The sequence below is a fragment of the Kluyvera genomosp. 3 genome, assembly GCF_011765685.1.
GTDB classification, from domain to species: domain Bacteria; phylum Pseudomonadota; class Gammaproteobacteria; order Enterobacterales; family Enterobacteriaceae; genus Kluyvera; species Kluyvera georgiana_A.
Window position 1 is genome coordinate 4,707,309 of sequence record NZ_CP050321.1, and the last position, 26,351, is coordinate 4,733,659.

The following is a 26,351-nucleotide window of genomic DNA, read 5'->3' on the forward strand; positions in this document are numbered from 1 at the left end:
GCAGCGCCATCAGGCCTACAAGGTCGTTGGTTAGAACGTGACGCTGAGCTGCGCCCCTGCGCCCCAGGTTTGGTCTTCGCCGTACAGCCCCATCAGGTCGACGTGCACCCGGTTAAAGGGCGCAAAGCCGACGCCGCCGGTAAAGACGTTGCTGTCGTTATTTTTTACATCAGCACGGTAACCCGCGCGCACCGCCAGCCAGTCCAGCGGACGTACTTCCGCGCCAACGCCGACGTACTGCGACGTATCTTCACTTTTAAAGCCCTTGGTTTCCGTCAAATCACCATCGGCGCTTAAGGTCACAAGATCGGTATGCCAGGCTACGCCTGCGGTCACCAGCGGGCGAATCTGATACGTATCGCGTACGCCAGCCACCTCTTTGGTGTCGATATCGCGCGAGAAGAGGTTTTGTCCGCTTAAGCCCACCGTCCAGTTATCACCAAAATCAGCGGCCACCCCGGCGTCAACGTTAAAGCCGGTATCATCGTTGCGATAGCGGCTGCTGTTGATGTCGTCGCTGCTGAAGTTGTAGATCGACACGGTGTAGTTATAGAGCCAGGTTTGCTGCAGTTTTGGCGTCACGCCCAGCGAAACCGGCACACCGCCGAGGTCGAACTGACGGGCAATCGCCACACCATAGTCGGACACGATAGCCGCACGGCCATAGCCCTGAGACTTCAAATCCTGCGGATTGACGCCAATCGCACTTAACGGCACCGCTTCAACGCCGCGCAGCAGGTTGATATCGCCCTGATCGATATAGGAACTGACCCGCGCTCTGGCGCTGGCTTTGGTAACGAAAGCAACGTCCAGCACATCGTTTGGAATGCTGATCGCCAACCCCGCACCGGCTTTAGCGTTCGCCGTCTTGCCCTTTAACGAGGAGAGCTGATCCGCCAGATCCCCCGCCGCGACCGAAACTTGCCGGGATGCCGCGCTATTGGGATTGAGAAGATCGACGGGATTCATCGTGCGCAGCACCCGCCGGTAGTTGTTAACATCATCGCTGATGTCGTCGATTTTGTTGCGCAGATCGTCCTTATCGGAGATCTGCGCGCCAATTGACGGCACAATCAGCGTGATATCGTCATCCGGTTTTGCCTTTGCCAGTAGCGCCGGGTTAATTAACACGCCGCTGCCGTAGTTCGCAGAGGCCACGCCCGTGCCGCCCATCGCATCGTTACGGGCTTCCGACCAACCATTTGCCGCCCCTGCCTGTCCCGCTACAAAAAAGGAGACAGCCACCCCCATCAGCGAAAATTTGTCTTTTTTATTCACAGTACGCTCGTCTTATTGTCTGTAATGAAACAACCCTCCACCCGTTATCACCTGGATGGAGACGAACTGTTGCTGTGAATAGCGAGGGAAAAAGCGTCTTGTTCCCCTAACTGAAATTTTCTTCGGTTATCTTTATTTTTAATAAGCGCTCTAATCTTTATAGAAGAAGAGGCTAATTTCGCCCAGGTTTTCCATCGTGCGGGCCAAAAAACTGCGGCGGATGGTCCACCCAGCGATCGTCACGCGTGACGGCATAAGAGGCGTTTAGCGGGTAGTAAATCCGGTTATGTTTTTTATTGGCTTCCCCCACCACCAGCAGCCGGACCTCTTCTGACGTATTGTTGATAAAGGTATGGCAAACGCCGGTTCCTGCCGGAAAGCCCACGCTGTCGCCGGGTTCCAGCTTCCACAGATAGCCGTTAATCCATGCCTGCGGATAACCTTCCAGCACGTAGATAAACTCCTCTTCGTCGCTCTCGGCATGCGGATAGGAAGTGCGTCGGCCTGGCGGCAAGCGCTCGTGGTGAATACCAAGATGTCTCAGCCCCAGCGCACGAGCCAGCGGCGCGCCGATGGAGAAGCGCTCATCGCTGTCGGGATAGGTAGAGTCATCCGGTCCTTCAACATCGTGCCAATGGCGAATACAGTCGGGTCTTTTCATCATTTTTCATCCTGAGTGTGAAGTGCACCTGCTATAACACAGCTATAGCACACCTGTGGAAACTCGGCGTTTCCGGCATAACATGGTAAAGTAGGGGTTTATTTCCCCGTAACCTGAGGACGCCAATGGATAAGACCACCACGCAAGAACTGTTAGCGCAAGCTGAAAAGCTGTGCGCGCAACGCGGCGTGCGCCTGACTCCGCAACGTCTCGAAGTGTTGCGCCTGATGAGTCTGCAGGAAGGGGCAATCAGCGCCTATGACCTGCTGGATCTGCTGCGTGAGAAAGAACCGCAGGCCAAGCCGCCAACCGTCTACCGCGCGCTGGAGTTTCTGCTTGAGCAGGGCTTCGTGCACAAGGTCGAGTCTGCTAACAGCTACGTGCTGTGCCACCTGTTCGATCAGCCGACCCACACCTCCGCAATGTTTATCTGCGATCGCTGCGGCGTGGTGAAAGAAGAGTGTGCGGAAGGCGTTGAGGACATCATGCATACGCTGGCAGCAAAGATGGGCTTTGCGCTGCGCCACAACGTCATTGAAGCGCACGGGCTGTGTTCCGCCTGCGTGGAAGTTGAAGCCTGTCGCGCGCATGAACATTGCCATCACGACCATACGATTCATATTAAAAAGAAATCCCGCTAACGCGGGATTGATGGGGAGCGTACCTCCTTGTACGCATGGGCAGGAGGAGTGCGTTACCAGCGGTGATTGTGCCGTTTATCCCAGCTATCCACCTCTTTTTCCGCCTGATCTTTTGCGTATCCATAACGTTCCTGGATTTTACCGACCAGCTGATCGCGTTTACCTTCGATCACCGTGATGTCATCATCGGTCAGTTTGCCCCATTGCTCTTTCACTTTACCTTTAAGCTGCTTCCAGTTACCGCCGACTTCGTCTTTATTCATCATTGAATCCTCGATCGTCAGTGAATGAATAGCGAGAGAGTGTGAACTCTTTTTCGCTAAGCGTGAGGTTAATTGTAGTCAGTCATTCTGAGCATGATTCACTATTCGGAATCTTTAACCATCACATCAGGAAAACCAGCTGTCATTTCGCCAGTGGCGACGCCAGATATACGCCAGCGACAGGCCGCGCAGCGCGAGGAAAACGGCCAACGCCAGCCACAGCCCATGGTTGCCAAGCACCGGCAGTGCCAGCAGCGTCAGCGCAAAACCGGCGGCGGCGACCGCCATACTGTTGCGCATCTCGGCGCCTCGCGTGGCGCCGATAAACATGCCGTCCAGCAGATAACACCAGACGCCAATCACCGGCAGCACCACTTGCCACAGCACGTAGCGGTCGGCCAGTTGCTGTAGCTCGGGTAACGAGGTGAGCAGCGCGACAATATTTTCGCCAAACACGGCGTATACCAGCGCAAAAGCCAGCGCCACTACGCCCGCCTGACGACACGCGGCGCGCCAGACCTCAAGCAGTTTGCTGCCATCGCGCGCGCCATATGCCTGACCTGAGTGGGCCTCCACCGCATAAGCGAAACCATCCAGCGCATAGGCGGTGAAAGTGAGCATGGTCATCAGCACCGCATTCACTGCCACCACCTCGCCGCCCAGACGCGCGCCGAAGACGGTCACCGCGCCGAAGCACAGCTGTAACAGCAGGGAACGCAACATAATGTCGCGGTTGAGCGCCAGCAGGCGGCGGATGTTGCCGCGCCAGGCGGTTTTCAGCATCGCCCAGGAGATGCCGCGCATCGCCATCACTTTGTGTACCATTCCCAGTCCGACCAGCAGCGTGGCGTATTCGGCAATGGCGGTGGCGAGCGCCGCGCCTTGCACGTTCATGTGCAGACCCATCACCAGCCACAGGTCGAGCACAATGTTCAGCACATTCCCCACCACGAGCAGCACCACCGGCGCGCGGGCGTACTGCACGCCCAGTAGCCAACCCAGCAGGACCAGGTTCGCCAGGGAAGCAGGCGCGCTGAGCCAGCGAATGGCGAGGAAGCGGCGCGCCTGTTCTAACACCTCACCGCTGCCGCCGACGATAGACAGCGCCAGGTTAATCAGCGGCGTTTTGAACAGGATGATGAGCAACCCGGCGCCCAGCGCCAGCATCAACGGTTGCACCAGCGCGCGTGCCAGCGCCTGCGGGTTTTTCGCGCCAAAGGCCTGCGCCGTCAGGCCGGTTGTGCTCATGCGTAGAAATAGCAGCAGCATAAACAGGAAGCTGGTCGCCGTTGCCCCGATAGCCACACCGCCCAGATAGACGGGGCTGTCCAGGTGACCGATCACGGCGGTATCGACCAGACCCAGCAGAGGCACGGTAATGTTGGAGAAGATCATCGGTAGCGCAAGGCGCCACAGCGCTTTATCAGCGGAAGTGAGTAGCGACATGGGTATCAACCAGAACGAAAAAAGGCTGCGAAAGCGGATGTATCGCAGCCATTAGAGAGGGGGAGTTTTTACAGCCATTCGCCGTTGCGGATAACGCCAACGGCCAGCCCTTCAATGGAGAAATTCTGCTGACGCAGATCCACCACGATCGGCTTAAATTCGCTGTTTTCTGGCAGCAGTTCGACGACGTTACCCTGTTTTTTCAGGCGTTTGACCGTGACTTCTTCGTCGATGCGCGCGACAACGACCTGGCCGTTACGTACGTCCTGAGTCTTATGCACCGCGAGCAGGTCGCCGTCCATAATCCCGATATCTTTCATCGACATGCCGCTAACGCGCAGCAGGAAGTCGGCACTCGGTTTGAACAGCGACGGGTCAACCTGGTAATGGCCTTCGATATGCTGCTGCGCCAGCAACGGTTCGCCCGCCGCGACGCGGCCTACCAGCGGCAGACCTTCTTCTTCTTCCACCAGGAGGCGGATACCGCGAGAAGCGCCGGAGACAATCTCAATGACACCTTTACGCGCCAGCGCTTTCAGGTGCTCTTCAGCCGCGTTTGGGGAACGGAACCCCAAGCGCTGAGCAATTTCCGCACGCGTCGGCGGCATGCCCGTTTGGCTGATGTGATCCCGGATGAGATCAAACACCTCTTGCTGCCTGGTCGTTAACGCTTTCATTCCGCCCCCTGGGTGTATATACAGTTATGCTGTGAGTATATACAGCTAGTGTTTATTTTGAAACCATAAAACGCACGAAATCAGGTAGTTTTCACAGCTTTAGTGGAAATGCGCCCACAGCAGCGTGCCCCAGGTGATCAGCGCGACGCAAATCGCCAGCAGCACCGCCGCCGATCCCATATCTTTTGCCCGCCCGGACAGCTCGTGGTATTCGGAGCCGATACGGTCCACCACCGCTTCCAGTGCACTATTGAGAATTTCCACTATCATCACCAACAGGACGGAGCCGATGAGCAGCACGCGCGTAATCGCGTCGACATCCAGCCAGCAGGCGATAATAATCGCCAGCACCGACGCGACACCCTCCTGGCGGAACGCGGCTTCGTTGATCCACGCCGCGCGAAATCCTTTCCAGGAATAGCCCGCTGCTTTGATGATTCGGGTGAGCCCGGTGGTATTATTGGCCATCTCAAGAACCTTTTTTGTTATTACGTCAATGACAATGCGTGTTATGAAGCGGTAGAACAGAAATTCTGCTGACTTTCTGATATTCTTGCCGCGCATTTGCATGATTAACCAGAGGCTTTACATCGTTTATGTCCGGCTGGCCACGAATTTACTACAAATTACTGAATTTACCATTAAGCGTACTGGTAAAAAGCAAGTCTATTCCCGCAGAGCCTGCACAGGAATTAGGGCTTGATACCTCGCGTCCGATTATGTACGTCCTGCCTTATAATTCTAAGGCCGACCTGCTGACGCTGCGCGCCCAATGTCTGGCGCACGATTTACCCGATCCGCTTGAACCGCTGGAAATCGACGGCACCCTGCTGCCGCGCTACGTGTTTATCCACGGCGGCCCGCGCGTGTTCACCTACTACACGCCGAAAGAAGAGTCGATCAAGCTGTTCCACGACTATCTCGATCTGCACCGCAGCAATCCGGATCTGGATGTGCAAATGGTGCCGGTCTCCGTGATGTTCGGGCGCTCCCCTGGCCGCGAAAAAGGCGAGGAAAACCCGCCGCTGCGGATGCTCAACGGCTTCCAGAAATTCTTCGCCGTCTCCTGGCTGGGCCGCGATAGTTTCGTGCGTTTCTCGCCGTCCGTTTCGCTGCGCCGCATGGCCGACGAACACGGCACGGACAAAATCATTGCTCAGAAGCTGGCACGCGTCGCGCGTATGCACTTTGCCCGTCAGCGCCTGGCGGCGGTTGGCCCGCGTCTGCCGGCGCGTCACGATCTGTTCAAGAAGCTGCTGGCTTCGAAAGCCATCGCTAAGGCGGTAGAAGACGAAGCGCGCAGTAAGAAAATCTCGCACGAGAAGGCGCAGCAAAACGCCATTGCGCTGATGGAAGAGATTGCGGCGAACTTCTCCTACGAGATGATTCGCCTCACCGACCGTATCCTCAGCTTTACCTGGAACCGTCTGTATCAGGGGATTAACGTCCATAACGCCGAGCGCGTACGCCAGCTGGCGCACGACGGCCATGAAATCGTCTACGTGCCCTGCCACCGTAGCCATATGGACTACCTGCTGCTCTCTTACGTGCTCTATCACCAGGGGCTGGTGCCGCCGCACATTGCCGCCGGTATCAACCTGAACTTCTGGCCAGCCGGCCCGATTTTCCGTCGCCTGGGCGCATTCTTTATCCGCCGTACCTTCAAGGGCAACAAGCTGTACTCCACGGTGTTCCGCGAATACCTCGGCGAGCTGTTTAGCCGCGGCTATTCCGTTGAATACTTCGTGGAAGGCGGTCGTTCCCGTACCGGCCGTCTGCTGGATCCGAAAACCGGCACCCTGTCGATGACCATTCAGGCTATGCTGCGCGGCGGGACTCGCCCGATTACGTTAGTGCCGATTTACATCGGCTACGAGCACGTGATGGAAGTGGGTACCTACGCCAAAGAGCTGCGCGGCGCGACCAAAGAGAAAGAGAGCCTGCCGCAGATGCTGCGCGGGCTGAGCAAGCTGCGTAATCTCGGCCAGGGCTACGTCAACTTCGGCGAACCGATGCCGCTGATGACCTACCTGAACCACCACGTGCCGGAGTGGCGCGAGTCGATCGACCCGATCGAAGCCGTACGCCCGGCGTGGCTGACGCCGACCGTCAACAAACTGGCGGGCGAGCTGATGGTGCGCATTAACAACGCCGGTGCCGCCAACGCCATGAACCTGTGTTGCACCGCGCTGCTGGCCTCTCGCCAGCGTTCGCTGACCCGCGAACAGCTGACGCAGCAGCTGGAATGCTACCTGGCGTTAATGCGTAACGCGCCGTACGCGCCGGATGCCACCGCGCCAAAAGCCTCCGCCAGCGAGCTTATCGACCACGCGCTGCAGATGAACAAGTTCGAAGTCGAGAAAGACACCATCGGCGACATCATCATTCTGCCGCGCGAGCAGGCGGTGCTGATGACGTACTACCGTAACAACATCGCGCACATGCTGATTATGCCGTCGCTGCTGGCCACCATCATGACTCAACATCGCCAGATCTCCCGTGACCAGGTGTTGAGTATGATCGAAACGCTGTATCCGATGCTGAAAGCCGAGCTGTTCCTGCGCTGGACCCGTGAAGAGCTGCCGGCAGTCATTGATACGCTGATCGCCGAAATGGCGCGTCAGGCGCTGATTACCGAGCAGAACGGCGAGCTGCGCATCAACGCGTCACACTCCCGCACGCTTCAACTGCTGGCGGCCGGGGCGCGCGAGACGCTGCAACGCTACGCGATCACCTTCTGGCTGCTGAGCGGCAACCCGTCGATGAACCGCAGTACGCTGGAGAAAGAGAGCCGTACGCTGGCGCAGCGTCTGTCGGTGCTGCACGGCATCAACTCGCCGGAGTTCTTTGATAAAGCGGTGTTCTCGTCGCTGGTACTGACGCTCCGCGATGAGGGCTATATCAGCGACAGCGGCGACGCCGAGCCGGAAGAGACGATGAAGGTTTACCAGATGATGGCGGGCCTGATTACCTCGGATGTGCGCTTGACGATCGAGAGCGTGACGCAGGAAGAGGCGGCACAGTAAAAACAAAAATCCCCGGTCTCTACCGGGGATTTTTTTATTCGCTTATTGGATGCCGGCCAGGCGAAAGTTTCATGCCAAACTCAGAACTGCCAGTAGCTCATCGCCAGCCCAATAAACAGCACCAGACCCACGTAGTTATTGTTCATAAACGCCTGGAAGCACGGCCCACGCTCGCGGTGGCGGATCAGCTTCTGTTGGTAGACGAACAGCGCGCTGGCAATCAGGATTGACCAGTAAAACTCCCAGTGCAGGCCGTTCAACCAGCCGATAAGCACCATCAGCCCCAGCACGCACGCCTGCAGGATACCAATAATCAGACGGTCGTTATCGCCGAACAGAATCGCCGTGGATTTGATGCCAATCTTCACGTCATCATCACGGTCAACCATCGCATACTGGGTATCATAGGCCACCGCCCACAAAATATTCGCCAGCAGCATCAGCCAGCAGCTCAGCGGCAGTGACTCGCTGACCGCCGCGAAGGCCATCGGAATTGACCAGCCAAACGCCGCCCCCAGCACCACCTGCGGCAGGTGGGTATAACGCTTCATAAACGGGTAAACCCAGGCCAGCGCCAGCGCCGCCACCGACAACAGAATGGTCATCGTGTTGAGCGTCAGCACCAGCAGGAAAGAGAGCGCCACCAGCACGATAAACAACGTACGGGCCTCTTTCTCCGTGACCGCGCCGCTCGGCAGCGGACGGTTGGCCGTGCGTTTCACGTGGCCGTCGAATTTACGATCCGCATAATCGTTGACCACGCAGCCTGCGGCGCGCATCAGCCAGACGCCCGCCACAAACACCGCCAGGATCCACAGCGGCGGTACGCCCGGAGAGGCGACCCACAGTGCCCACAGCGTCGGCCACAGCAGCAGCAGCGCGCCGATCGGTTTATCCGTACGCATCAGTCGATGGTAAGCCAGTAGCTTGTTCTGCTTCAGACTCCACTCCATTCTTCTTCTTCCTCTTAGTACAGCGGCGATGCCGGTAAAAACAGCTCGGTTAACAGCAGCGGTTTACCGCTCAGGCGGAGACGGGAACGACGCCCCCACAGCGCATCATGACGGCCTATCTCAATAAAGTCTCGCGTCAGCGTCGACGACGTAAACAGATAACGACCCAGCGGCGTCTGCCCCAGGTTTTGTAGCGCCAGCTCCGGCCCACAGAGGGTCGACTCTGGCACCACGGTGCGCCCGGCAAGCCACGGCTCACCGCCGACGCACAATAATATTTCTCGCAACCAATAGCGAGACTCTTCTGGCAACAGGTGTTGTTCTTCTACCAGCGCATCGCGACTGACAAACGCTTCGTTTAAAAGCGTTACGCTAACCGGTTTCCCATACTGCTCAAACCGTTTGGTCATCGAATCTTCCAGCATCAGCCAGTCGCGCTGAGTGGGTTCAAGCGGGGGAATGACGTCAAAATAGCGCAGCGCGCGCAGTTGCGTCAGTGCAGGGTGCGACATGCCTGTCTCTCCAATACAAAGCGTTTCGCCATTGTATCGCAGAAAGCCGCGGGAGGGGGTGCAGTAATGGTCAAATACGATCATTAGCGCAACAGCAGTGCAACAGTTTGCTTTGCGCTATATGCCGTTCATCATCGCAGCTTGAAGGATGAAGCGTATAAAAAAGGTGTGCCCGACAGGGCACACCGAAAGGCTTCGCCTAAACATCGGCGCTGCGGGGAGAACTTACCCCTTGCCTTTTACAGCGCCGATAAAGGTGGAACGAGCAGATTTAGATCCCAGGCGTTCGGCTTCATTCATCAGTTTCAGGGCTTTGTCGATATCCCCTTTCGCCACGGCCTGTTTAATCCCGTTGTTGAAGTAGCTTTCCGTATCGTCGAGCATCGGTTCAGTTTTCGCTGCCGGAGCCGCAACTGGCGCCACGACCGGGGCCGCTGCGGGTGCGCTGGCAACCGGTGCCGCCGTGTTGCCGACAGTGACCGGAGCCGGGCCGGAAGAGCCAAACAGCGGGCCGACCAGAACGCTGGAGCTGCTGTTGGTTTTCACCTTCAGCTTCACCAGACCGTCGGTGGTGTGTTTAGCGATCGGGTCAGGAATATCCGGCACCGCGTTACCGGTGCCTTTGGCATAGGCTTTTGCCGGATCCAGCAGCGTTGTGGTTTGCTGGAGATCTTTCTCGGTGGTAAACACCAGAACATAGAGTTTTTGCTGGCCCAGCGCCGGCGTCAGGCGCATCACCCCTTCCAGACGGTCGGCGCTCATCACGCCAGGCTCCTGGTAGGTGAAGTAGCTGCTTGGGAAGAACGCAGAAGGCGTCATATTCTGGTCAAGAATCAGCACGTTCGGCGCAAATACGCTGGTTTGTTTGTTCACTTCGCTGGTCAGGGTCAGCGTCAGCTCGCCAATGTTGGCGGGAACGCTGTAGGCTACGACGTTGCCGGTGATTCCCGGAACGTTCAGGCTTTGACCACCGGTGGAAATTTGGGTGGATTGAACTTTAGATTGATCGACCGGCGTCCAGGTCAGCTGCTGGAGGGCAGCGGTCGGGATGGTCGGCGCGGCGCTGGTATTTTGCGGCACGTAGTTGACGTCAGCGAGGCTAATGCCCGGGACGCTCGCCATTAATCCAGCGGATAAGCAGAGAGCAACGAGACTTTTTTTCATTTTCATTATGATGACCTCAGAAAGCGTGGTTCTAGCGGTAGCCAGGCAATAGCGCGCTAAACCTCAAGGAACAGAGGGGCTTGCGCCCCTCGTCGGTTGTTACGTCAGGTTAATGCTGAATTACCACCAGATTTCCATCTGGGCACCGAAGGACCACTCATCGTTGTCGCCGCGGCTGTAGGTTTTCGCGCTGGTATCTTTGTAAGCGATACCGTTGTCGTAACCCCATTTCTCATCCCACTTCGCATAGGTTGCGAATACGCGGATGGCCGGACGGGACCAGATGCTGTCGCCAGCCTGCCACTGTTGCGCCAGGGTGATTTTGTACTGGTTGTTGGTGTCGCCGGTTTTCTGCGACTTAACGTTGTCGTAGCCCACTTCCATCAGGGTGCTCATGATTGGCGTCCATTTGTACATAGGACGCACACCGACGGTCCACCACTTGGTGCCGTTGCCATCATCACGGTCGATATTCTGGTACATACCGACGTACATCAGGTCAACTTTCTCACCGAGGGAGATTGCGCCGTGATCAAGTACACGCCACATGTCGCCGTTGTTATTGATCTTGTTATCTACCGCACCGATTTCTGCGTCTTTGTCATAGTCGTTGCCGGTGAAAGAGCCCTGAGACAGACCTTTACCCTGCGTGGTCATGGCGTCAGTGGCGTACTGAACAACAAACTTGTTGTAGCCTTTCAACATGCTCTGGGTATGTTCAGCGGTGAACATCCAGCCGTCTTTGGTTGCGCCGTCAGCAAAGCTGTAACCGTCGGTTTTGTTAGCACGACCGTAGTCAACACCCAACTCCAGCACGCCGTCCGGGTTGGTTTCCAGACCGGCTAAACGGACGTCGAATACGTCGTTCGCTGTGTCTTTGTATTTGCTGTAAATATCATTGCTGGTGAAGATGTAAGAACCACCCGCTTCCTGAGAACGGGTTGCTGCCAGAGACAGTTTACCGAAGCCCAGGTCGATGTTTTCGATACCGGCACCAGGACCCGAGATATCCCAGTAGTAGAAGTCGATCATGTGAACGTCATGACGCTGATAGAAGCGCTTACCGGCCCAGATGGTGGAACCTGGCAGCCATTCAATCAGGTTTTTACCCTGGACGTTCGCTTCACGGAACGCCGGGTCGGTTGCTTCCCAGTCGTTCTGCTGTGCAACGGAGTAAGCCACGTTGGTGTCGAAGTAGAAGCTCTTATCGCCCTCTTTCCACACTTCCTGGCCTAATTTAATTTCAGCATAGGTTTCACATTCGTTACCAAGACGGTATTTACTTTGTGCACCGGTTGCCTGGAAACACTGTTGTTCGCCACCGCTACCCGTCCAGCCAATGCCAGAACGCGCGTAGCCATGAAAATCTACGGCCATTGCCTGAGCAGACATAATGCCTGCTGCGACGGCAACCGCCACGGGGAGTTTGCGCAGAGTAATCATCATTCTATCTCCTGAGATCATTGCTTTTCTTTTCAACATTTCGCCCCTGTATCGCCTTATCGCTGGCGGCGTGGGGGCTGCCTGTTTGCTTTGTTATGGGACGTTTAAACGCCGAGCTCTTTATGCAGCCGACGACATGCGGTGCCATCTTCACGGAACAGATGGCAGCGCTCTGGCGGCAAGCCGATGGCGAATGTGGCTCCCTCTTCGACCAACACCACGTCGTTCTGGCGGTAAACCAGGTTTTGACGGATGGCAGGGATCTGGATATGAATTTGTGTTTCGTTGCCCAGCTGCTCGACAACATGCACCACGCCTTCCAGCGTCACATCGGCGATGTGGCTCGGCATCAGGTGCTCCGGGCGAATGCCCAGCGACATGTTGGCGCCAACCTGCACGTTGTTACTCTCGACTGGCAGCCAAATCTGCTGACGGTTCGGCAGCTCGACCTGCACCTGATCGATGGCGGTGGCAGTGACTTTCACCGGCAGGAAGTTCATCTTCGGCGAGCCGATAAAGCCCGCGACGAAACGGTCAGCCGGGTAGTGGTACAGCTCGAGAGGTTTACCGACCTGCGCCACGCGGCCGGCGTCGAGCACCACAATTTTGTCGGCCAGCGTCATCGCTTCGACCTGATCGTGGGTGACGTAAATCATCGTGCGGCCCAGACGTTTGTGCAGGCGGGAAATTTCAATACGCATCTGTACGCGCAGCGCAGCGTCGAGGTTAGAAAGGGGTTCATCGAGCAGGAATACGCGCGGTTCGGCAACCAGCGTACGACCAATCGCCACGCGCTGACGCTGGCCGCCGGACAGCGCCTTTGGTTTACGTTCCAGCAGATGGGCTAACTGCAGTACTTCAGAAACCTGGGTCACGCGCTGGTTAATCACGTCTTTTTTCGCGCCAGCCAGCTTCAGGCCAAAGGACATATTTTCAGCAACGGACAGATGGGGATATAACGCGTAGGACTGGAACACCATCCCCACGCCGCGCTCGGCTGGCGGTACGTCGTTCATGCGGGTATCGCCGATCATCAGATCGCCGCTGGTGATGGTTTCGAGGCCTGCGATCATACGCAGCAGCGTAGATTTACCGCAGCCTGATGGCCCGACAAACACCACGAACTCCCCTTCCTGGATATCAAGGTTGATATCTTTTGATACCACCACGTCGCCCCAGGCTTTCGTTACATTGCGTAGCTGTACGTTCGCCATGCCCTTCTCCCTCGTTACAACTTGTCACCAACAGACACATTCAAGATGGGCTGACTATGCCTTACACATCATTGAGGGGAATCCTCCACCCCCCTTGTTTTTTATGGGGGAGGAGACGGGAGGATGAGAAGGCGCGCTCTGCCCCCGATGACATCGGGTCAGGACTAAAATCGTGATGGGGGCGACAAAAAACGGCGCTTTTTTTTGTGCGCCAGGACGCATAACTGGGATTTATGTTATGGCGATCACACTAATAGCCCCGAGGGCGTAGAGGTCAGGAGGATGGAAAGGGGTTGCTAAAAAAGGAAACTCATCGATGTTAAACCACCTCTGTGTATCCACAAGTACATCACCTGGAAAGGACGGGATATATGAAAATCAAAACTGGCGCTCGCATCCTCGCGCTGTCCGCATTGACTACGATGATGTTTTCCGCCTCGGCTTTGGCAAAAATCGAAGAGGGAAAACTGGTTATCTGGATTAACGGCGACAAGGGCTATAACGGCCTGGCCGAGGTCGGTAAGAAATTTGAAAAAGATACGGGCATTAAAGTGACCGTAGAACACCCGGATAAGCTGGAAGAAAAATTCCCGCAGGTTGCGGCAACCGGCGACGGCCCGGACATCATCTTCTGGGCGCATGACCGTTTCGGCGGCTACGCGCAGTCTGGCCTGCTGGCGGAAGTGACGCCGGACAAAGCGTTCCAGGACAAACTCTACCCGTTCACCTGGGATGCAGTGCGCTACAACGGCAAGCTGATTGCTTACCCCATCGCGGTCGAAGCGCTGTCTCTGATTTACAACAAAGACCTCGTACCGAACCCGCCGAAAACCTGGGAAGAAATCCCGGCGCTGGATAAAGAGCTGAAGGCGAAAGGTAAATCCGCGCTGATGTTCAACCTGCAAGAACCGTACTTCACCTGGCCGCTGATTGCCGCCGACGGCGGTTACGCGTTCAAGTTTGAAAACGGCAAGTACGATGTGAAAGATGTCGGCGTTGATAGCGCTGGCGCGAAAGCGGGCCTGACCTTCCTGGTTGACCTGATCAAAAACAAACACATGAACGCGGATACCGACTACTCCATCGCTGAAGCAGCCTTCAACAAAGGCGACACCGCGATGACCATCAACGGTCCGTGGGCGTGGTCCAACATCGATAAGAGCAAGGTGAACTACGGCGTAACGCTGCTGCCAACCTTCAAAGGCAAGCCGTCTAAACCGTTCGTTGGCGTTCTGAGCGCCGGCATCAACGCCGCGAGCCCGAACAAAGAGCTGGCGAAAGAGTTCCTCGAAAACTACCTGCTGACCGACCAGGGTCTGGATGCAGTGAACAAGGACAAACCGCTGGGCGCCGTGGCGCTGAAATCCTTCCAGGATCAGTTAGCGAAAGACCCGCGTATTGCGGCCACCATGGATAACGCCCAGAAAGGCGAAATCATGCCGAACATCCCGCAGATGTCTGCATTCTGGTATGCCGTTCGTACCGCAGTGATCAACGCCGCCAGCGGTCGTCAGACCGTCGATGCTGCGCTGAAAGATGCACAGGGTCGTATCACCAAGTAATGCCTGTCGTTCCCTCTCCCGGTGAGAGGGAAACACTCCCCCTCTCCCTCAGGGAGAGGGACGGGGTGAGGGTTGTTTAAATCGCTGTAGAGGAAGATCCCCATGGATGTCATTAAAAAGAATCATTGGTGGCAAAGCGACACGCTGAAATGGTCAGTGATTGGTCTGCTGGGCCTGCTGGTGGGTTACCTTGTAGTTTTAATGTACGCACAAGGGGAGTACCTGTTTGCCATCATGACGCTGATCTTAAGCTCAGCGGGCCTGTATATTTTCGCCAACCGTAAGACCTACGCCTGGCGCTACGTTTACCCTGGCATGGCCGGGATGGGGCTGTTCGTCCTGTTCCCGCTGATTTGTACCATCGCCATTGCCTTTACCAACTACAGCAGCACTAACCAGCTTACCTTTGAGCGCGCCCAGCAGGTCCTGATGGACCGCAGCTATCAGGCGGGCAAATCCTATAATTTCAGCCTCTTCCCGGCGGGCGACGAGTGGCAGTTGGCCCTCACCGACGGTGAAAGCGGGAAAAACTACCTCTCCGACGCCTTTAAAATTGGCGGCGAGCAGAAACTGCAGTTAAAAGAAACCGAAGCGCTGCCGGGCAGTGAACGTGCGCAGCTGCGCGTGATTACCCAGAACCGCCAGGCGCTGAACCAGCTGACCGCCGTTCTGCCGGATGAAAGCAAAGTCACCATGAGCTCGCTGCGCCAGTTCTCCGGCACCCAGCCGCTCTACACGCTGGCCGACGATGGCTTGCTGACCAATAACCAGACTGGTGTGAAATACCGCGCCAACAACGACATTGGTTTCTACCAAACCGTTAACGCCGACGGCAGCTGGGGTACCGAGAAGTTAAGCCCAGGCTACACCGTCGGTATCGGCTGGGATAACTTCACCCGCGTCTTTACCGACGAGGGCATCCAGAAGCCGTTCGTCGCCATCTTCGTCTGGACGGTGGTCTTCTCGGTGCTGACCGTGATCCTGACCGTCGCCGTCGGCATGGTGCTGGCCTGCCTGGTACAGTGGGAAGCGCTGAAGGGCAAAGCCATCTACCGCGTGCTGCTGATTTTACCGTACGCTGTACCGTCGTTTATCTCGATTCTGATTTTCAAAGGGCTGTTTAACCAGAGCTTCGGTGAAATCAACATGATGCTGAGCGCCCTGTTCGGTATCAAACCGGCCTGGTTCAGCGACCCAACCACCGCGCGTTCGATGATTGTTATCGTCAACACCTGGCTGGGCTACCCGTACATGATGATTCTGTGCATGGGCCTGCTGAAGGCGATTCCGGACGACCTGTACGAAGCCTCGGCAATGGATGGCGCCGGTCCGTTCCAGAACTTCTTTAAGATTACGTTCCCGCTGCTGATTAAGCCGCTGACGCCGCTGATGATCGCCAGCTTCGCCTTTAACTTTAACAACTTCGTGCTGATTCAGCTGTTGACCAACGGTGGCCCGGACCGTCTCGGCACCACCACGCCAGCCGGTTATACCGACCTGCTTGTGAGCTACACCTACCGCATCGCCTTTGAAGGCGGCGGCGGCCAGGACTTCGGTCTGGCGGCGGCGATTGCCACGCTGATCTTCCTGCTGGTAGGCGCACTGGCCATCGTGAACCTGAAAGCCACGCGTATGAAGTTTGATTAAGGGAGACAACGAACATGGCTATGGTACAACCCAAATCTCAGAAACTGCGTCTCTTTACCACGCATCTGCTGCTGCTGATTTTTATCGCGGCGATCATGTTCCCGCTGCTGATGGTTATCGCTATCTCGCTGCGTGAAGGGAACTTCGCCACCGGCAGTCTTATCCCGGAACAGATCTCCTGGGAGCACTGGAAACTGGCGCTGGGCTTCAGCGTTGAACACGCCGATGGCCGCGTCACTCCGCCGCCGTTCCCGGTGCTGCTGTGGCTGTGGAACTCGGTAAAAATCGCCGGTATCACCGCGATTGGCATCGTGGCGCTGTCCACCACCTGCGCCTACGCTTTTGCCCGTATGCGCTTCCCGGGCAAGGCTACGCTGCTCAAAGGGATGCTGATTTTCCAGATGTTCCCGGCGGTGCTGTCACTGGTTGCTCTGTACGCGTTGTTTGACCGTCTGGGCCAGTACATTCCGTTTATCGGCCTGAACACCCACGGCGGCGTGATCTTCGCCTACCTTGGCGGCATTGCGCTGCACGTGTGGACGATTAAAGGCTATTTCGAAACGATTGACGGCTCGCTGGAAGAAGCGGCCGCGCTGGACGGCGCGACCCCGTGGCAGGCCTTCCGCCTGGTACTGCTGCCACTCTCCGTACCGATTCTGGCGGTGGTGTTTATCCTGTCGTTTATCGCCGCCATTACCGAAGTACCGGTTGCATCGCTCCTGCTGCGCGATGTGAACAGCTACACCCTCGCCGTAGGTATGCAGCAATACCTCAACCCACAAAACTATCTGTGGGGCGACTTTGCCGCTGCGGCAGTCCTTTCCGCCATCCCTATTACCGTGGTCTTCCTGCTCGCGCAGCGTTGGCTGGTAAACGGCCTCACGGCCGGCGGCGTGAAGGGCTAAGTTTCATCAGCAATGCCACTGCTATTATCCTCAACTTGAACGAACCCTAACTTGTGACTGTTTGGCGCTCTACGGAGCGCCCTTTTTTTTGCCTACCGTATGACCTGATAAGGCCTACTCTCGCTTCAGACGTTTGGAGTTACACAGCCATAGCGTAATCACCAGCAGCAAAATCGCGGCAGAGTAAATCAGCACATCCAACGGCGACTTATGGTCGACGATAATCAACCGCACAATCGCAGTAATGCCGATGTAGACAAAGTAACGCAGGGGAAAATGGAAGCCTGACTGAAAGTACTTCACAATCAGAGCGATAAATTCGAAATAGAGGAAGTAAACCACCAGCCCCTCCACCAGCTCATACTTGCTGGTGCGTTCCGGCGCGAATAGCACATCGGCCAGATGAACCGTCTCTTTACCGAGAAAAACGATCAGAATCAGACCAAGGCTGAGCAGACCCAAATTCAACACGGTCTGCAAAATGGTGGAGATAAACTCTACGCGTGGGCGAGTCAGTGACGTCATAGCTAGCACCTCTTTCGCTGGGCCGAGATTCCTGTATAGCGCAAAAACGTGATCCAGATCTAGTTTTTATCGCCACCTTTTCGCTGTTTTCCCCAGCAACAGATAAAAATGAGTCTGATAAAGAGGGGAAATTTTTCGACTCTATGCTTATCAGTAGCGCTTCTTCCTGCCGCGCTACACTTAAGGAGAACGTTTTTTATCAGAGGGATACTATGCACTCACTCCGCCAGGTCGCCATCCGCAATGTGGTACGCGGCGACAACGTCGTCATTTATGAACCCGCCAATCTTTACGACTGCACGCTGGGTAACAACGTGTTCGTCGGTCCGTTTGTCGAAATCCAGGGCAACAGCTGGATTGGCGACGAGACTAAAATCCAGTCGCACACTTTTATCTGTGAATATGTCACCATCGGGCGAGGCTGCTTTATCGGCCATGGGGTCATGTTTGCCAACGATATGTTTCGCGAGGGAAAGCCAAACGCAGACCGTGAAAGCTGGGGACGGATCGCTATCGGCGACAATGTCTCCATTGGCAGTGGCGCAACCATTCTCTCGGTGTCGATCTGCGATGGCGTGGTCATTGGCGCAGGCAGCGTGGTGACGCGTTCAATCAGTGAGAAAGGCGTGTACGCCGGGAACCCCGCGCGGTTGCTGCGGAGGTTATAAGCGTAGCCCGGACAAGTGGCTTATCCGGGCTACGGAAGCGTTAGCGGAAGTTCAGGCTCTTATCTCCGGTCATGTTATACAGCTCGAACTTGCGCCCCAGCATCTGCCCACCGTCGCGTGTCAGCGGCGTCCAGCCGACGGCTGCACGACTGCGGGTTGGGCCGGAGGTGAAGAGATCCATCGGTATGTTCACGTACACTCCTTTGGTGAATTCCCCCTCGCCGTACTCATCCGCCGACACGTTAGTAATGGTGGCATAAGCGCCCACCACAATGCCGCTGTCGAAGTGTTTGGAGATATCCAGCGTGCCGCCCTTGTCTCCCGCCAGATACTGCCCCACGCTGGCTTTCACCAGCACGTCCTGGGCGAACGACGGCGTCCAGTAGGCGGTCAGGTGGCCGGTCTTCACGCTGTAGTCGGTGAACTTCATCATGTCCTGCGCGCTGCGCCAGTCACGCTGCTTCACGTAGTTGGCGTTCAGGCCGAAGGCCCAGTTGCTATCAACCGGGCGATACAGCACTTCCGCCCCCGCGCCGCCGTACATGGTTTCCAGATAGCCACCGTACACCTGGCCATAGAAGTCGTTGCCAAGGTACTGGAAGTAGTTAGCTTGCAGGTTGTTAACATAGACATCGTTTTCTACATAATCACGAATATGAGTTCGTACACGCGGCAGCGCCGAATCCTTTGGCGGGTTGGTGTAGTTAAACTTGTCATAGTTGTTGGCGATGTTGGCGAACAGGCTGCCGCTGGTCAGCAGATGATCGGTTACCCACCAGTCCGCCGTGCCCATCACCCCCACCTGGTACATGTAGAAACTTTCCGGGCCGCCAATAGACTGGCTCAACACCGGATCGAGATGGAAATCAAAACGCGATTTGTCGATATACCAGCCCTGCTCGGTTTTCTCCGGCACGATCGGCGCGACGCGTTTTTGCGCCAGCGGCGTCTCCTGCCCGAGCGGCTCCCCTTCCAGATGACGCTTCAGGCTGGCGACATCGGTTTCCGTGGTCACCTCAGGCAAATTGAGGCGCGTTTCGGTAATGCGGATCGTGCGGATCCCTTCCGGAAGATCGTTCATGACGATCCGATTGGCGCGCTCGATCCCTTCCCGTGAATCACGGTATTTCACCTGTTCGCCGGTCACGTAGAGGGTATCGCCTTTTACCTGCATATTCGGCGCGGCGAACCCGGCATTGTACTTCAGCTGTGTCAGCTGATTGGCCACCACCGAGTGCTGAAGAATGGCATCCTGCGGCTGTGGCCGGTAGGCCGGACGCGCGTTGTCGTTATACGACGGACGCAGATCGTTGAAGTTGGTGCGCAGGGTAAAGCCGAACATCACGGTATTGCCGCGTTCATAGCTAAGGTTGACGTCGGCCCAATCGGTAACGCGATAAATGGCGCCGACGTTAACCTTGCTCTTTTGCTCAATTTTACCGGCGAAATCCTGCTGGTAGTTGTTGCCTTCATACTCCAGTTTTAAACGCAACGGCTGCCACGGTGTCTGATATTCAATCCCGCCAAACCAGGCCGCCGGGCCGTGGAACATCTGACTGCCGTCAATCGAACCCGCTTTGCGATAGCTGTTATCGCGATAGCAATATTTATCGCTGTACGAGCAGAACGGGTTAGTGGCGTTGCCGCTGGTGCCCAGGTAACCCCAGCCTAAACCCAGCGTGAAATCAAACGGCCCCCAGGCTTTGCTGGCCACAACATATTCCGAATCGAACAACCCGGTACCGCCGATATCCCGCGCGCCGACGGCGACCTGCGGCAACCAGTAGCTCTCTTCCCACAGGCGCAGCTTCACGTCAAAGGCTTTATCTTTGTATGTTTGCGAACCGGAGAACGCTTCAACGTCGCTGTATTTTTTGGTGCGCACGTCGGTGTAGCGCAGGGTCGTTTCCAGCCACGGGAACAGCTGCGCTGAAGCGGAGTAGTAGCGATACTGGTCGTTATCACGATAGTTAAGGCTGAATTCACCCTCACGCGCCATGCGCGCCGTGGGCGTTTGCAACAGCCCTACGCCGCCGAAATCTGACTGCGATGGGCCAATCGGCGCGGGAAAGGTTTCCGCATGACAGGCCGCGCTGACCGCGAGCGCCAGCAGGCTATATAGACATTGTTTAGGCATTATTCAGGTCTCCGCTGCGACAGGGAGCGAAGAATGTCGGCGTTGAGCGCCTCATACTTGTTCGTCCACAACGCGTCGGCAAAACCGACAAAAATAAGACTACCGGGCATGGGTTCGATATGGCGTTTATTCCAGTACGCTACCGGCGCTTTCTGTGTACGTCCGTCCGGATAAATCACCCAGGCGTAGCTACGGTCCGCGCCGCTCAGCAGGTTGATATCCTCGAGGTAGCTGGCCACATCGCGCCCTGGCGTAAAGGTCATCGTTCCAGGTTTATCCACCAGCCCTACCAGGGTGATGGTCGACGGCTCGTGCCTTAGCCACAGGGTATAGTTCCCCTGCAGCGGTGGATTCTTTTCGCTGTGTACGCGAACCGTATCCGGGTCCAGCGGCACCAGCAGGCGGCCTGTTACCGGCATAGCCTGGAGTTGATTTCGCAGGGCGTTGATCGCGCCAGCGCTACTTCCCCCTTCATCTGCCGCCAGCGCTGCAAGCTGCGCCAGCAGTGCCTGGTGTTCACGTTCCGCTTTGGCGGTTGCCTGCGGCGTGGCAATGACCGCGCCGGGCCACCAACTTCCGGCCAGCCGCGGTTGGCCCACCAGGTCTACCAGGCGCTCGGCGTTGGTTAATGTCAGCGGTTTTGCCACCCCTTCCTGATGGACTTCAATGGTGCCCGCCGCCTGCGCGGCGGAGATAACGCTCAGTAACACGGCGGCAATTAACGTTTTTTTCATGATTTTGCCGCCTTGATAAGCGTGGTTTTCACCGGGAAAGTACCTGCGCCAAGGTACTGCTCTGACTGGCGAATCTGCCCGTCGCTGTCCACCCAATAGCGGTTACGCCAATGAGCTTCGGAGGTGGTTACCTCTTCTTCCAGCACGCGCACCGCCGTGCTCTCGCTGCCCATCGTCAGCGTGTCGCTGCCGTCCCAGCGGAAGGTGGACGTCGCGGTGGCATAGCGTACCTGTTGGTGTTCCGTCCAGCCCATCGTACGGGCCCAGCGCGTGCCATCGGTTATTTGATTGGGATGCGCCAGCGGATCGTTATCGAGGTTATTCACCGTCAGCAGGTTATCGCCCGCGAGCTGCGTTTTCACCAGACGCCCACGCTGAGTCACCAGCATCGCCTGGTCCTGCGTGAGCCATTTCTGCTGGCCGTTCTCCGAGAAGGCCAGCACGACAAAAATCTGCGGGCCGCCGTTCAATTGCATGTACTGGCTGGCGTAGGGCATATTCTGGATGTCATCGTCGGTCAGCTGCACGCCCGACGTACCAAACATACTGCTCCATAACGATTGCCCCAGCCCCTTGGTGCTGGGTGAACACGCCTGAAGCAGCAGGCAAAAAAGAGGAATCATAAGTCGCTTCACGGCGCTTCTTCTCCAGGGGCAAAATAACCACACCGAAGTGTGGTTAGCATTAAAGTACCGTGTGTTACTGGGTACTGGTGGTCGTGCTGGTTGTGGTCGTGGTTCCGGTATTGGAACCGTCACCGCCAGCCGCTGCCAGCGCCATACCGACCGCAGAACCTACGGTGCTGGCGCTGGTGGCGGTTGAACTCCCGGCAGACACAGACGTTGCCGCTACGCCAGCCGCTTCGCCGGTTTCAACCGGCGCCGCGCTGACGCTTGCCGCAGCAAACGCCGAAATGGCAAAAATGCCATAGAGGATTTTCTTCATACGTATTCCCTTCATTAGATGAATGGAGATATACCTGAAATAATTCAGGCGTCATCGAGTATACACAACCAAATGAACGGAATTCGCACGCCGGAAATAAGAGAAAGGTTTTTCAGATAATAAGAAAACAGGAGTTAATAAATATTAATTGATATATAAAACAGCAAATTAAATGACATTTTAAAAATAGCAATATACGGAAAATCCGAAAGGGAAGGTAAGTTAATAGGATATTTAGGATTATGCTCAATATAAATATAATGCGGAATTTCAGGATATACAGAATTATCTGACAAAAAAAATGCCGGCAGGATGCCGGCATTGAGAATATATAACCTTACGCGCGCCAGGATTTATAGCGGTTGATCAGGCCATTGGTCGAGCTGTCGTGGCTGTCGACGGCGCTATCATCGTTCAGCTCCGGCAGGATGCGGTTTGCCAGCTGTTTGCCCAGCTCAACGCCCCACTGGTCGAAGGTGAAGATGTTGAGGATTGCGCCCTGGGTGAAGATTTTGTGTTCATACATGGCAATCAGCGCCCCTAGGCTGTACGGGGTGATTTCGCGCAGCAGGATGGAGTTGGTCGGACGGTTGCCTTCGAACACTTTGAACGGCACCACGTAGTCCAGGGTTGCCGGATCTTTACCCTGATCGCGGTATTCCTGCTCAACCACTTCACGGGATTTACCGAACGCCAGCGCTTCAGTCTGGGCGAAGAAGTTAGACAGCAGCTTCGGATGGTGGTCGGACAGCGGGTTGTGGCTGATGGCCGGAGCGATGAAATCGCACGGTACGATTTTGGTGCCCTGGTGAATCAGCTGATAGAACGCGTGCTGGCCGTTGGTGCCCGGTTCGCCCCAGATAATTGGGCCGGTCTGGTGTTCAACCTTGTTGCCGTTACGGTCGACGTACTTACCGTTAGACTCCATGTTGCCCTGCTGGAAGTACGCTGCGAAGCGGTGCATATACTGGTCGTACGGCAGAATCGCTTCAGTTTCGGTGCCGAAGAAATTGTTGTACCAGATGCCAACCAGTGCCAGCAGTACCGGCAGGTTTTTCTCCGCCGGGGTGGTGGAGAAGTGCTGATCCATCGCGTGCGCGCCGGACAGCAGCTGCACGAAGTTGTCGAAGCCGACAGACAGGATAATCGACAGACCGATCGCCGACCACAGAGAGTAACGGCCGCCAACCCAGTCCCAGAACTCGAACATGTTTGCGGTATCGATACCGAACTCACCCACCGCTTTACCGTTGGTGGACAGCGCCGCAAAGTGTTTAGCCACGTGCTTCTGGTCGCCTGCGCTCGCCAGGAACCAGTCGCGCGCGCTGTGGGCGTTGGTCATGGTTTCCTGAGTTGTGAAGGTCTTAGACGCCACCAGGAACAAGGTGGTTTCCGGGTTCAGCGTTTTCAGGACTTCAGCAATGTGGGTGCCGTCAACGTTGGACACGAAATGCATGTTGAGGTGATTTTTGTACGGGCGCAGCGCTTCAGTCACCATGAACGGGCCAAGGTCGGAGCCACCGATACCGATGTTCACCACGTCGGTAATAGATTTACCGGTGTAGCCTTTCCACTGACCAGAGATGATGGCTTCGGAGAACGTCTTCATCTTCTCCAGCACCGCGTTCACTTCCGGCATCACGTCTTTGCCGTCAACGATAATCGGGGTATTGCTACGATTACGCAGCGCCACGTGCAGCACAGCACGGTCTTCGGTGCGGTTGATCTTTTCGCCGGAGAACATGGACTTAATCGCGCCGCTCAGATCGGTCTCTTTTGCCAGATCCAGCAGCTTCGCCAGCGTTTCCTCGGTGATGCGGTTTTTGGAGAAGTCCACCAGCATCTGATCGTCGAAGGTTGCGGAAAACTTGCTAAAACGGTCGCCATCTTTGGCGAACAGTTCCGCAATGGTAACGTCCTTCATTTCATCGAAGTGTTTCTGTAGTGCCTGCCACGCAGCGGTCTGCGTTGGGTTGATGTTTTTCATTAGCAATACCCTTCTGATTTAAGAATCGAAACTGTCCTCGATTGTAGCGCCTGCCACAAAAAATTGTGATGGTTTTAATGTTATCCCCCCTCAGCGTGACAAAATCGTGCACAAAACAGACAAAAGTATAGTCTTTATAAGCCCCATTTCTGGGGCGCCTGCCTGCATGAAAAATCCGCATAACCCCGGCGTTGACAAGCGACCTGCTAACCCTTTATTTATAAATGTACTACCTGCGCGTGCGCAGGCCAGAAGAGGCGCGTTGCCCAGGTAAACGGTGTTGGAGGAACCCATCCTGTGAAAACACCTGAGGGGGAGCAACGCCGAGATGAGTGAACAACAGGTTGCGTTCCTCATCGGCTACAGGGGCTGAATCCCCTGGGTTGTCACCAGAAACGTTCGCAGTCGCGCGTTTCACAAGTGGTGGAGCACTTCTGGGTGATATCGTAGTCGTCTAGTGCTCTGCGCCCACCCGTCTTCCGCTCTTCCCTTGTGCCAAGGCTGAATAATTTGGTCCGGTTTATATCAACCCGGCCTCCCCTGACACGAGGTTATTTATGACAGCATTAGTAGTCGCCAAATTTGGCGGAACCAGCGTAGCCGATTTTGACGCTATGAATCGCAGCGCCGACGTGGTGCTCTCCGACGCTAACGTGCGTCTCGTGGTGCTGTCTGCCTCGGCGGGCATTACCAACCTGCTGGTGGCGCTGGCCGAAGGGCTGGAGCCCGCGGAACGTCAGGCGAAGCTGGACGTTATCCGCGCCATTCAGAACGCCGTACTGGAACGTCTGGCCAATCCGGCCGTAATCCGCGACGAAATTGAACGTCTGCTGGAAAATCTCGCCGCGCTGGCGGAAGCCGCCTCGGCAGAAACCTCAACCGCGCTAACTGATGAGCTGGTCAGCCACGGCGAGTTAATGTCGACCCTTTTATTCGTTGAAATTTTGCGTGAGCGTCAGGTTGCCGCACAGTGGTTTGACGTGCGTAAAGTCATGCGCACCAGCGATCGTTTTGGCCGCGCCGAGCCGGACGTTGCCGCGCTTTCAGAGCTGGCGACCCAGCAGCTGGCGCCGCGTCTGAGCGAAGGACTGGTGATTACCCAGGGCTTTATCGGCAGCGAGAGCAAGGGCCGTACCACTACGCTTGGCCGCGGCGGCAGCGACTACACCGCGGCACTGCTCGGCGAGGCTCTGCACGCGACTCGCGTGGATATCTGGACCGACGTCCCCGGCATCTACACCACCGACCCGCGCGTGGTACCGGCTGCCAAACGTATTGATGAAATCGCTTTTGAGGAGGCCGCCGAGCTGGCGACCTTCGGCGCGAAGGTGCTGCACCCGGCCACGCTGCTGCCCGCCGTGCGCAGTGATATCCCGGTGTTTGTCGGCTCAAGCAAAGACCCGAAAGCAGGTGGCACATTGGTGTGCAACGAAACCGCTAATCCACCGCTGTTCCGCGCGCTGGCGCTGCGTCGCAAGCAGACGCTGCTGACTCTGCACAGCCTGAACATGCTGCACTCACGCGGTTTCCTCGCTGAGGTATTTGGCATCCTGGCGCGTCACAATATTTCGGTGGATCTGATCACCACCTCGGAAGTCAGCGTCGCGCTGACGCTCGACACCACGGGTTCCACCTCAACCGGCGACACGCTGCTGACGCAGTCACTGCTGATGGAGCTATCGGCGCTGTGCCGCGTCGAGGTAGAAGAAAATCTGGCGCTGATCGCGCTGATTGGTAACGACCTGTCGAAAGCCTGCGGCGTGGGTAAAGAGGTGTTTGGCGTGCTGGAGCCGTTCAACATCCGCATGATCTGCTATGGCGCTTCCAGCCATAACCTGTGTTTCCTGGTGCCGGGCGCCGAAGCGGAGCAGGTGGTGCAGAAACTTCACCATAATTTGTTTGAATAACAAAAAAGCCGGATAGCAAAGAGCCAGTCCGGCTTACCGTTGTTGATACCCGCCCG

General features: G+C 56.4%; 24 protein-coding genes and 1 riboswitch. Of the genes, 7 read left to right on the forward strand and 17 right to left on the reverse strand.

From position 1 onward, the window contains the following. Window positions 1-30: 30 nt before the first annotated feature. Both GY169_RS21940 and GY169_RS21945 read right to left on the reverse strand, forming a co-directional pair. Entirely contained in the window at window positions 31-1,278 is a 1,248-nt protein-coding gene (locus GY169_RS21940; RefSeq protein ID WP_163447541.1) for a conjugal transfer protein TraF, read from the reverse strand. 172 nt (window positions 1,279-1,450) lie between these two features. Then, the gene (locus GY169_RS21945; protein WP_064546654.1) at window positions 1,451-1,939 is read right to left on the reverse strand and encodes a cupin domain-containing protein; all 489 of its coding nucleotides are present in this window, start codon (window positions 1,937-1,939) and stop codon (window positions 1,451-1,453) included. 125 nt (window positions 1,940-2,064) lie between these two features. On the opposite strand from GY169_RS21945, the gene zur reads away from it, so the two are divergent. Beyond that, on the forward strand, window positions 2,065-2,580 hold the full coding sequence (gene zur, locus GY169_RS21950; RefSeq protein WP_163447542.1) for a zinc uptake transcriptional repressor Zur: 516 nt from the start codon (window positions 2,065-2,067) through the stop codon (window positions 2,578-2,580). Between the two features lie 53 nt (window positions 2,581-2,633). Here zur and GY169_RS21955 read toward each other — a convergent pair whose 3' ends face one another. The 4 genes from GY169_RS21955 to GY169_RS21970 all read right to left on the reverse strand — a co-directional run bounded on the left by GY169_RS21955 (window position 2,634) and on the right by GY169_RS21970 (window position 5,434). Beyond that, window positions 2,634-2,843 carry a CsbD family protein gene (locus GY169_RS21955; protein ID WP_064546650.1) on the reverse strand — a complete coding sequence of 70 codons (210 nt, stop codon included), beginning with the start codon at window positions 2,841-2,843 and terminating at the stop codon, window positions 2,634-2,636. A gap of 126 nt (window positions 2,844-2,969) precedes the next feature. Next, window positions 2,970-4,289: an MATE family efflux transporter DinF gene (dinF, locus tag GY169_RS21960; protein WP_167577116.1), complete on the reverse strand. Its 1,320-nt coding sequence runs from the start codon at window positions 4,287-4,289 to the stop codon at window positions 2,970-2,972. A gap of 68 nt (window positions 4,290-4,357) precedes the next feature. Then, a complete protein-coding gene (gene lexA, locus GY169_RS21965) occupies window positions 4,358-4,966 on the reverse strand; it encodes a transcriptional repressor LexA (RefSeq protein ID WP_064546646.1) in 609 nt (202 codons plus the stop codon). 99 nt (window positions 4,967-5,065) lie between these two features. After that, window positions 5,066-5,434 (reverse strand): diacylglycerol kinase, encoded by a 369-nt coding sequence (locus GY169_RS21970; protein ID WP_167577117.1) that lies wholly within the window; start codon window positions 5,432-5,434, stop codon window positions 5,066-5,068. Between the two features lie 128 nt (window positions 5,435-5,562). Here GY169_RS21970 and plsB point away from each other — a divergent pair, with 128 nt between their 5' ends. Continuing rightward, window positions 5,563-7,992 carry a glycerol-3-phosphate 1-O-acyltransferase PlsB gene (plsB, locus tag GY169_RS21975; RefSeq protein WP_167577118.1) on the forward strand — a complete coding sequence of 810 codons (2,430 nt, stop codon included), beginning with the start codon at window positions 5,563-5,565 and terminating at the stop codon, window positions 7,990-7,992. An 80-nt stretch (window positions 7,993-8,072) separates the two neighbouring features. Here plsB and ubiA read toward each other — a convergent pair whose 3' ends face one another. The 5 genes from ubiA to malK form a co-directional block, all read right to left on the reverse strand. After that, the gene (gene ubiA, locus GY169_RS21980) at window positions 8,073-8,945 is read right to left on the reverse strand and encodes a 4-hydroxybenzoate octaprenyltransferase (protein ID WP_167577119.1); all 873 of its coding nucleotides are present in this window, start codon (window positions 8,943-8,945) and stop codon (window positions 8,073-8,075) included. A 14-nt stretch (window positions 8,946-8,959) separates the two neighbouring features. Continuing rightward, window positions 8,960-9,457, reverse strand: coding sequence for a chorismate lyase (ubiC, locus tag GY169_RS21985; protein ID WP_167577120.1), 498 nt, complete (start codon window positions 9,455-9,457; stop codon window positions 8,960-8,962). A 225-nt stretch (window positions 9,458-9,682) separates the two neighbouring features. Continuing rightward, a complete protein-coding gene (gene malM, locus GY169_RS21990; RefSeq protein ID WP_167577121.1) occupies window positions 9,683-10,627 on the reverse strand; it encodes a maltose operon protein MalM in 945 nt (314 codons plus the stop codon). 114 nt (window positions 10,628-10,741) lie between these two features. Beyond that, window positions 10,742-12,067: a maltoporin gene (locus GY169_RS21995; RefSeq protein WP_163447548.1), complete on the reverse strand. Its 1,326-nt coding sequence runs from the start codon at window positions 12,065-12,067 to the stop codon at window positions 10,742-10,744. 101 nt (window positions 12,068-12,168) lie between these two features. After that, window positions 12,169-13,278: a maltose/maltodextrin ABC transporter ATP-binding protein MalK gene (gene malK / locus GY169_RS22000; protein ID WP_167577122.1), complete on the reverse strand. Its 1,110-nt coding sequence runs from the start codon at window positions 13,276-13,278 to the stop codon at window positions 12,169-12,171. Between the two features lie 371 nt (window positions 13,279-13,649). Here malK and malE point away from each other — a divergent pair, with 371 nt between their 5' ends. The 3 genes from malE (at window position 13,650) to malG (ending at window position 17,392) form a co-directional block, all read left to right on the forward strand. Next, window positions 13,650-14,840, forward strand: coding sequence for a maltose/maltodextrin ABC transporter substrate-binding protein MalE (gene malE, locus GY169_RS22005; RefSeq protein WP_163447549.1), 1,191 nt, complete (start codon window positions 13,650-13,652; stop codon window positions 14,838-14,840). Between the two features lie 102 nt (window positions 14,841-14,942). Next, window positions 14,943-16,487: a maltose ABC transporter permease MalF gene (gene malF / locus GY169_RS22010; protein WP_167577123.1), complete on the forward strand. Its 1,545-nt coding sequence runs from the start codon at window positions 14,943-14,945 to the stop codon at window positions 16,485-16,487. Between the two features lie 14 nt (window positions 16,488-16,501). Continuing rightward, complete coding sequence (gene malG / locus GY169_RS22015; RefSeq protein ID WP_064546624.1) at window positions 16,502-17,392, forward strand: maltose ABC transporter permease MalG; 891 nt, start codon at window positions 16,502-16,504, stop codon at window positions 17,390-17,392. Between the two features lie 114 nt (window positions 17,393-17,506). Here malG and psiE read toward each other — a convergent pair whose 3' ends face one another. Further along, on the reverse strand, window positions 17,507-17,917 hold the full coding sequence (gene psiE / locus GY169_RS22020; RefSeq protein WP_064546622.1) for a phosphate-starvation-inducible protein PsiE: 411 nt from the start codon (window positions 17,915-17,917) through the stop codon (window positions 17,507-17,509). A 212-nt stretch (window positions 17,918-18,129) separates the two neighbouring features. On the opposite strand from psiE, the gene GY169_RS22025 reads away from it, so the two are divergent. Further along, on the forward strand, window positions 18,130-18,585 hold the full coding sequence (locus tag GY169_RS22025) for an acyltransferase (RefSeq protein WP_065357780.1): 456 nt from the start codon (window positions 18,130-18,132) through the stop codon (window positions 18,583-18,585). 40 nt (window positions 18,586-18,625) lie between these two features. Here the strand turns inward: GY169_RS22025 and GY169_RS22030 are convergent, their stop codons facing one another. The 5 genes from GY169_RS22030 to pgi form a co-directional block, all read right to left on the reverse strand. Beyond that, window positions 18,626-20,722, reverse strand: coding sequence for a YjbH domain-containing protein (locus GY169_RS22030; RefSeq protein ID WP_167577124.1), 2,097 nt, complete (start codon window positions 20,720-20,722; stop codon window positions 18,626-18,628). After that, window positions 20,722-21,459, reverse strand: a complete 738-nt coding sequence (locus GY169_RS22035) for a capsule biosynthesis GfcC D2 domain-containing protein (protein ID WP_167577361.1) — start codon at window positions 21,457-21,459, stop codon at window positions 20,722-20,724. Before GY169_RS22035 ends, GY169_RS22030 begins: the two co-directional genes overlap by 1 nt. Further along, entirely contained in the window at window positions 21,453-22,079 is a 627-nt protein-coding gene (locus GY169_RS22040) for a YjbF family lipoprotein (protein ID WP_167577125.1), read from the reverse strand. The genes GY169_RS22035 and GY169_RS22040 overlap by 7 nt, the downstream gene beginning before the upstream one ends. A gap of 76 nt (window positions 22,080-22,155) precedes the next feature. After that, window positions 22,156-22,401 (reverse strand): exopolysaccharide production protein YjbE, encoded by a 246-nt coding sequence (gene yjbE / locus GY169_RS22045; RefSeq protein ID WP_163447554.1) that lies wholly within the window; start codon window positions 22,399-22,401, stop codon window positions 22,156-22,158. Between the two features lie 337 nt (window positions 22,402-22,738). Beyond that, window positions 22,739-24,388, reverse strand: a complete 1,650-nt coding sequence (gene pgi, locus GY169_RS22050; protein ID WP_163447555.1) for a glucose-6-phosphate isomerase — start codon at window positions 24,386-24,388, stop codon at window positions 22,739-22,741. 244 nt (window positions 24,389-24,632) lie between these two features. Next, a riboswitch (Lysine riboswitch) is annotated at window positions 24,633-24,830 on the forward strand. Window positions 24,831-24,945: 115 nt separating this feature from the next. Between pgi and lysC the strand changes: the two genes are divergently transcribed. Continuing rightward, window positions 24,946-26,295, forward strand: coding sequence for a lysine-sensitive aspartokinase 3 (lysC, locus tag GY169_RS22055; RefSeq protein WP_167577126.1), 1,350 nt, complete (start codon window positions 24,946-24,948; stop codon window positions 26,293-26,295). Window positions 26,296-26,351 lie beyond the last annotated feature (56 nt).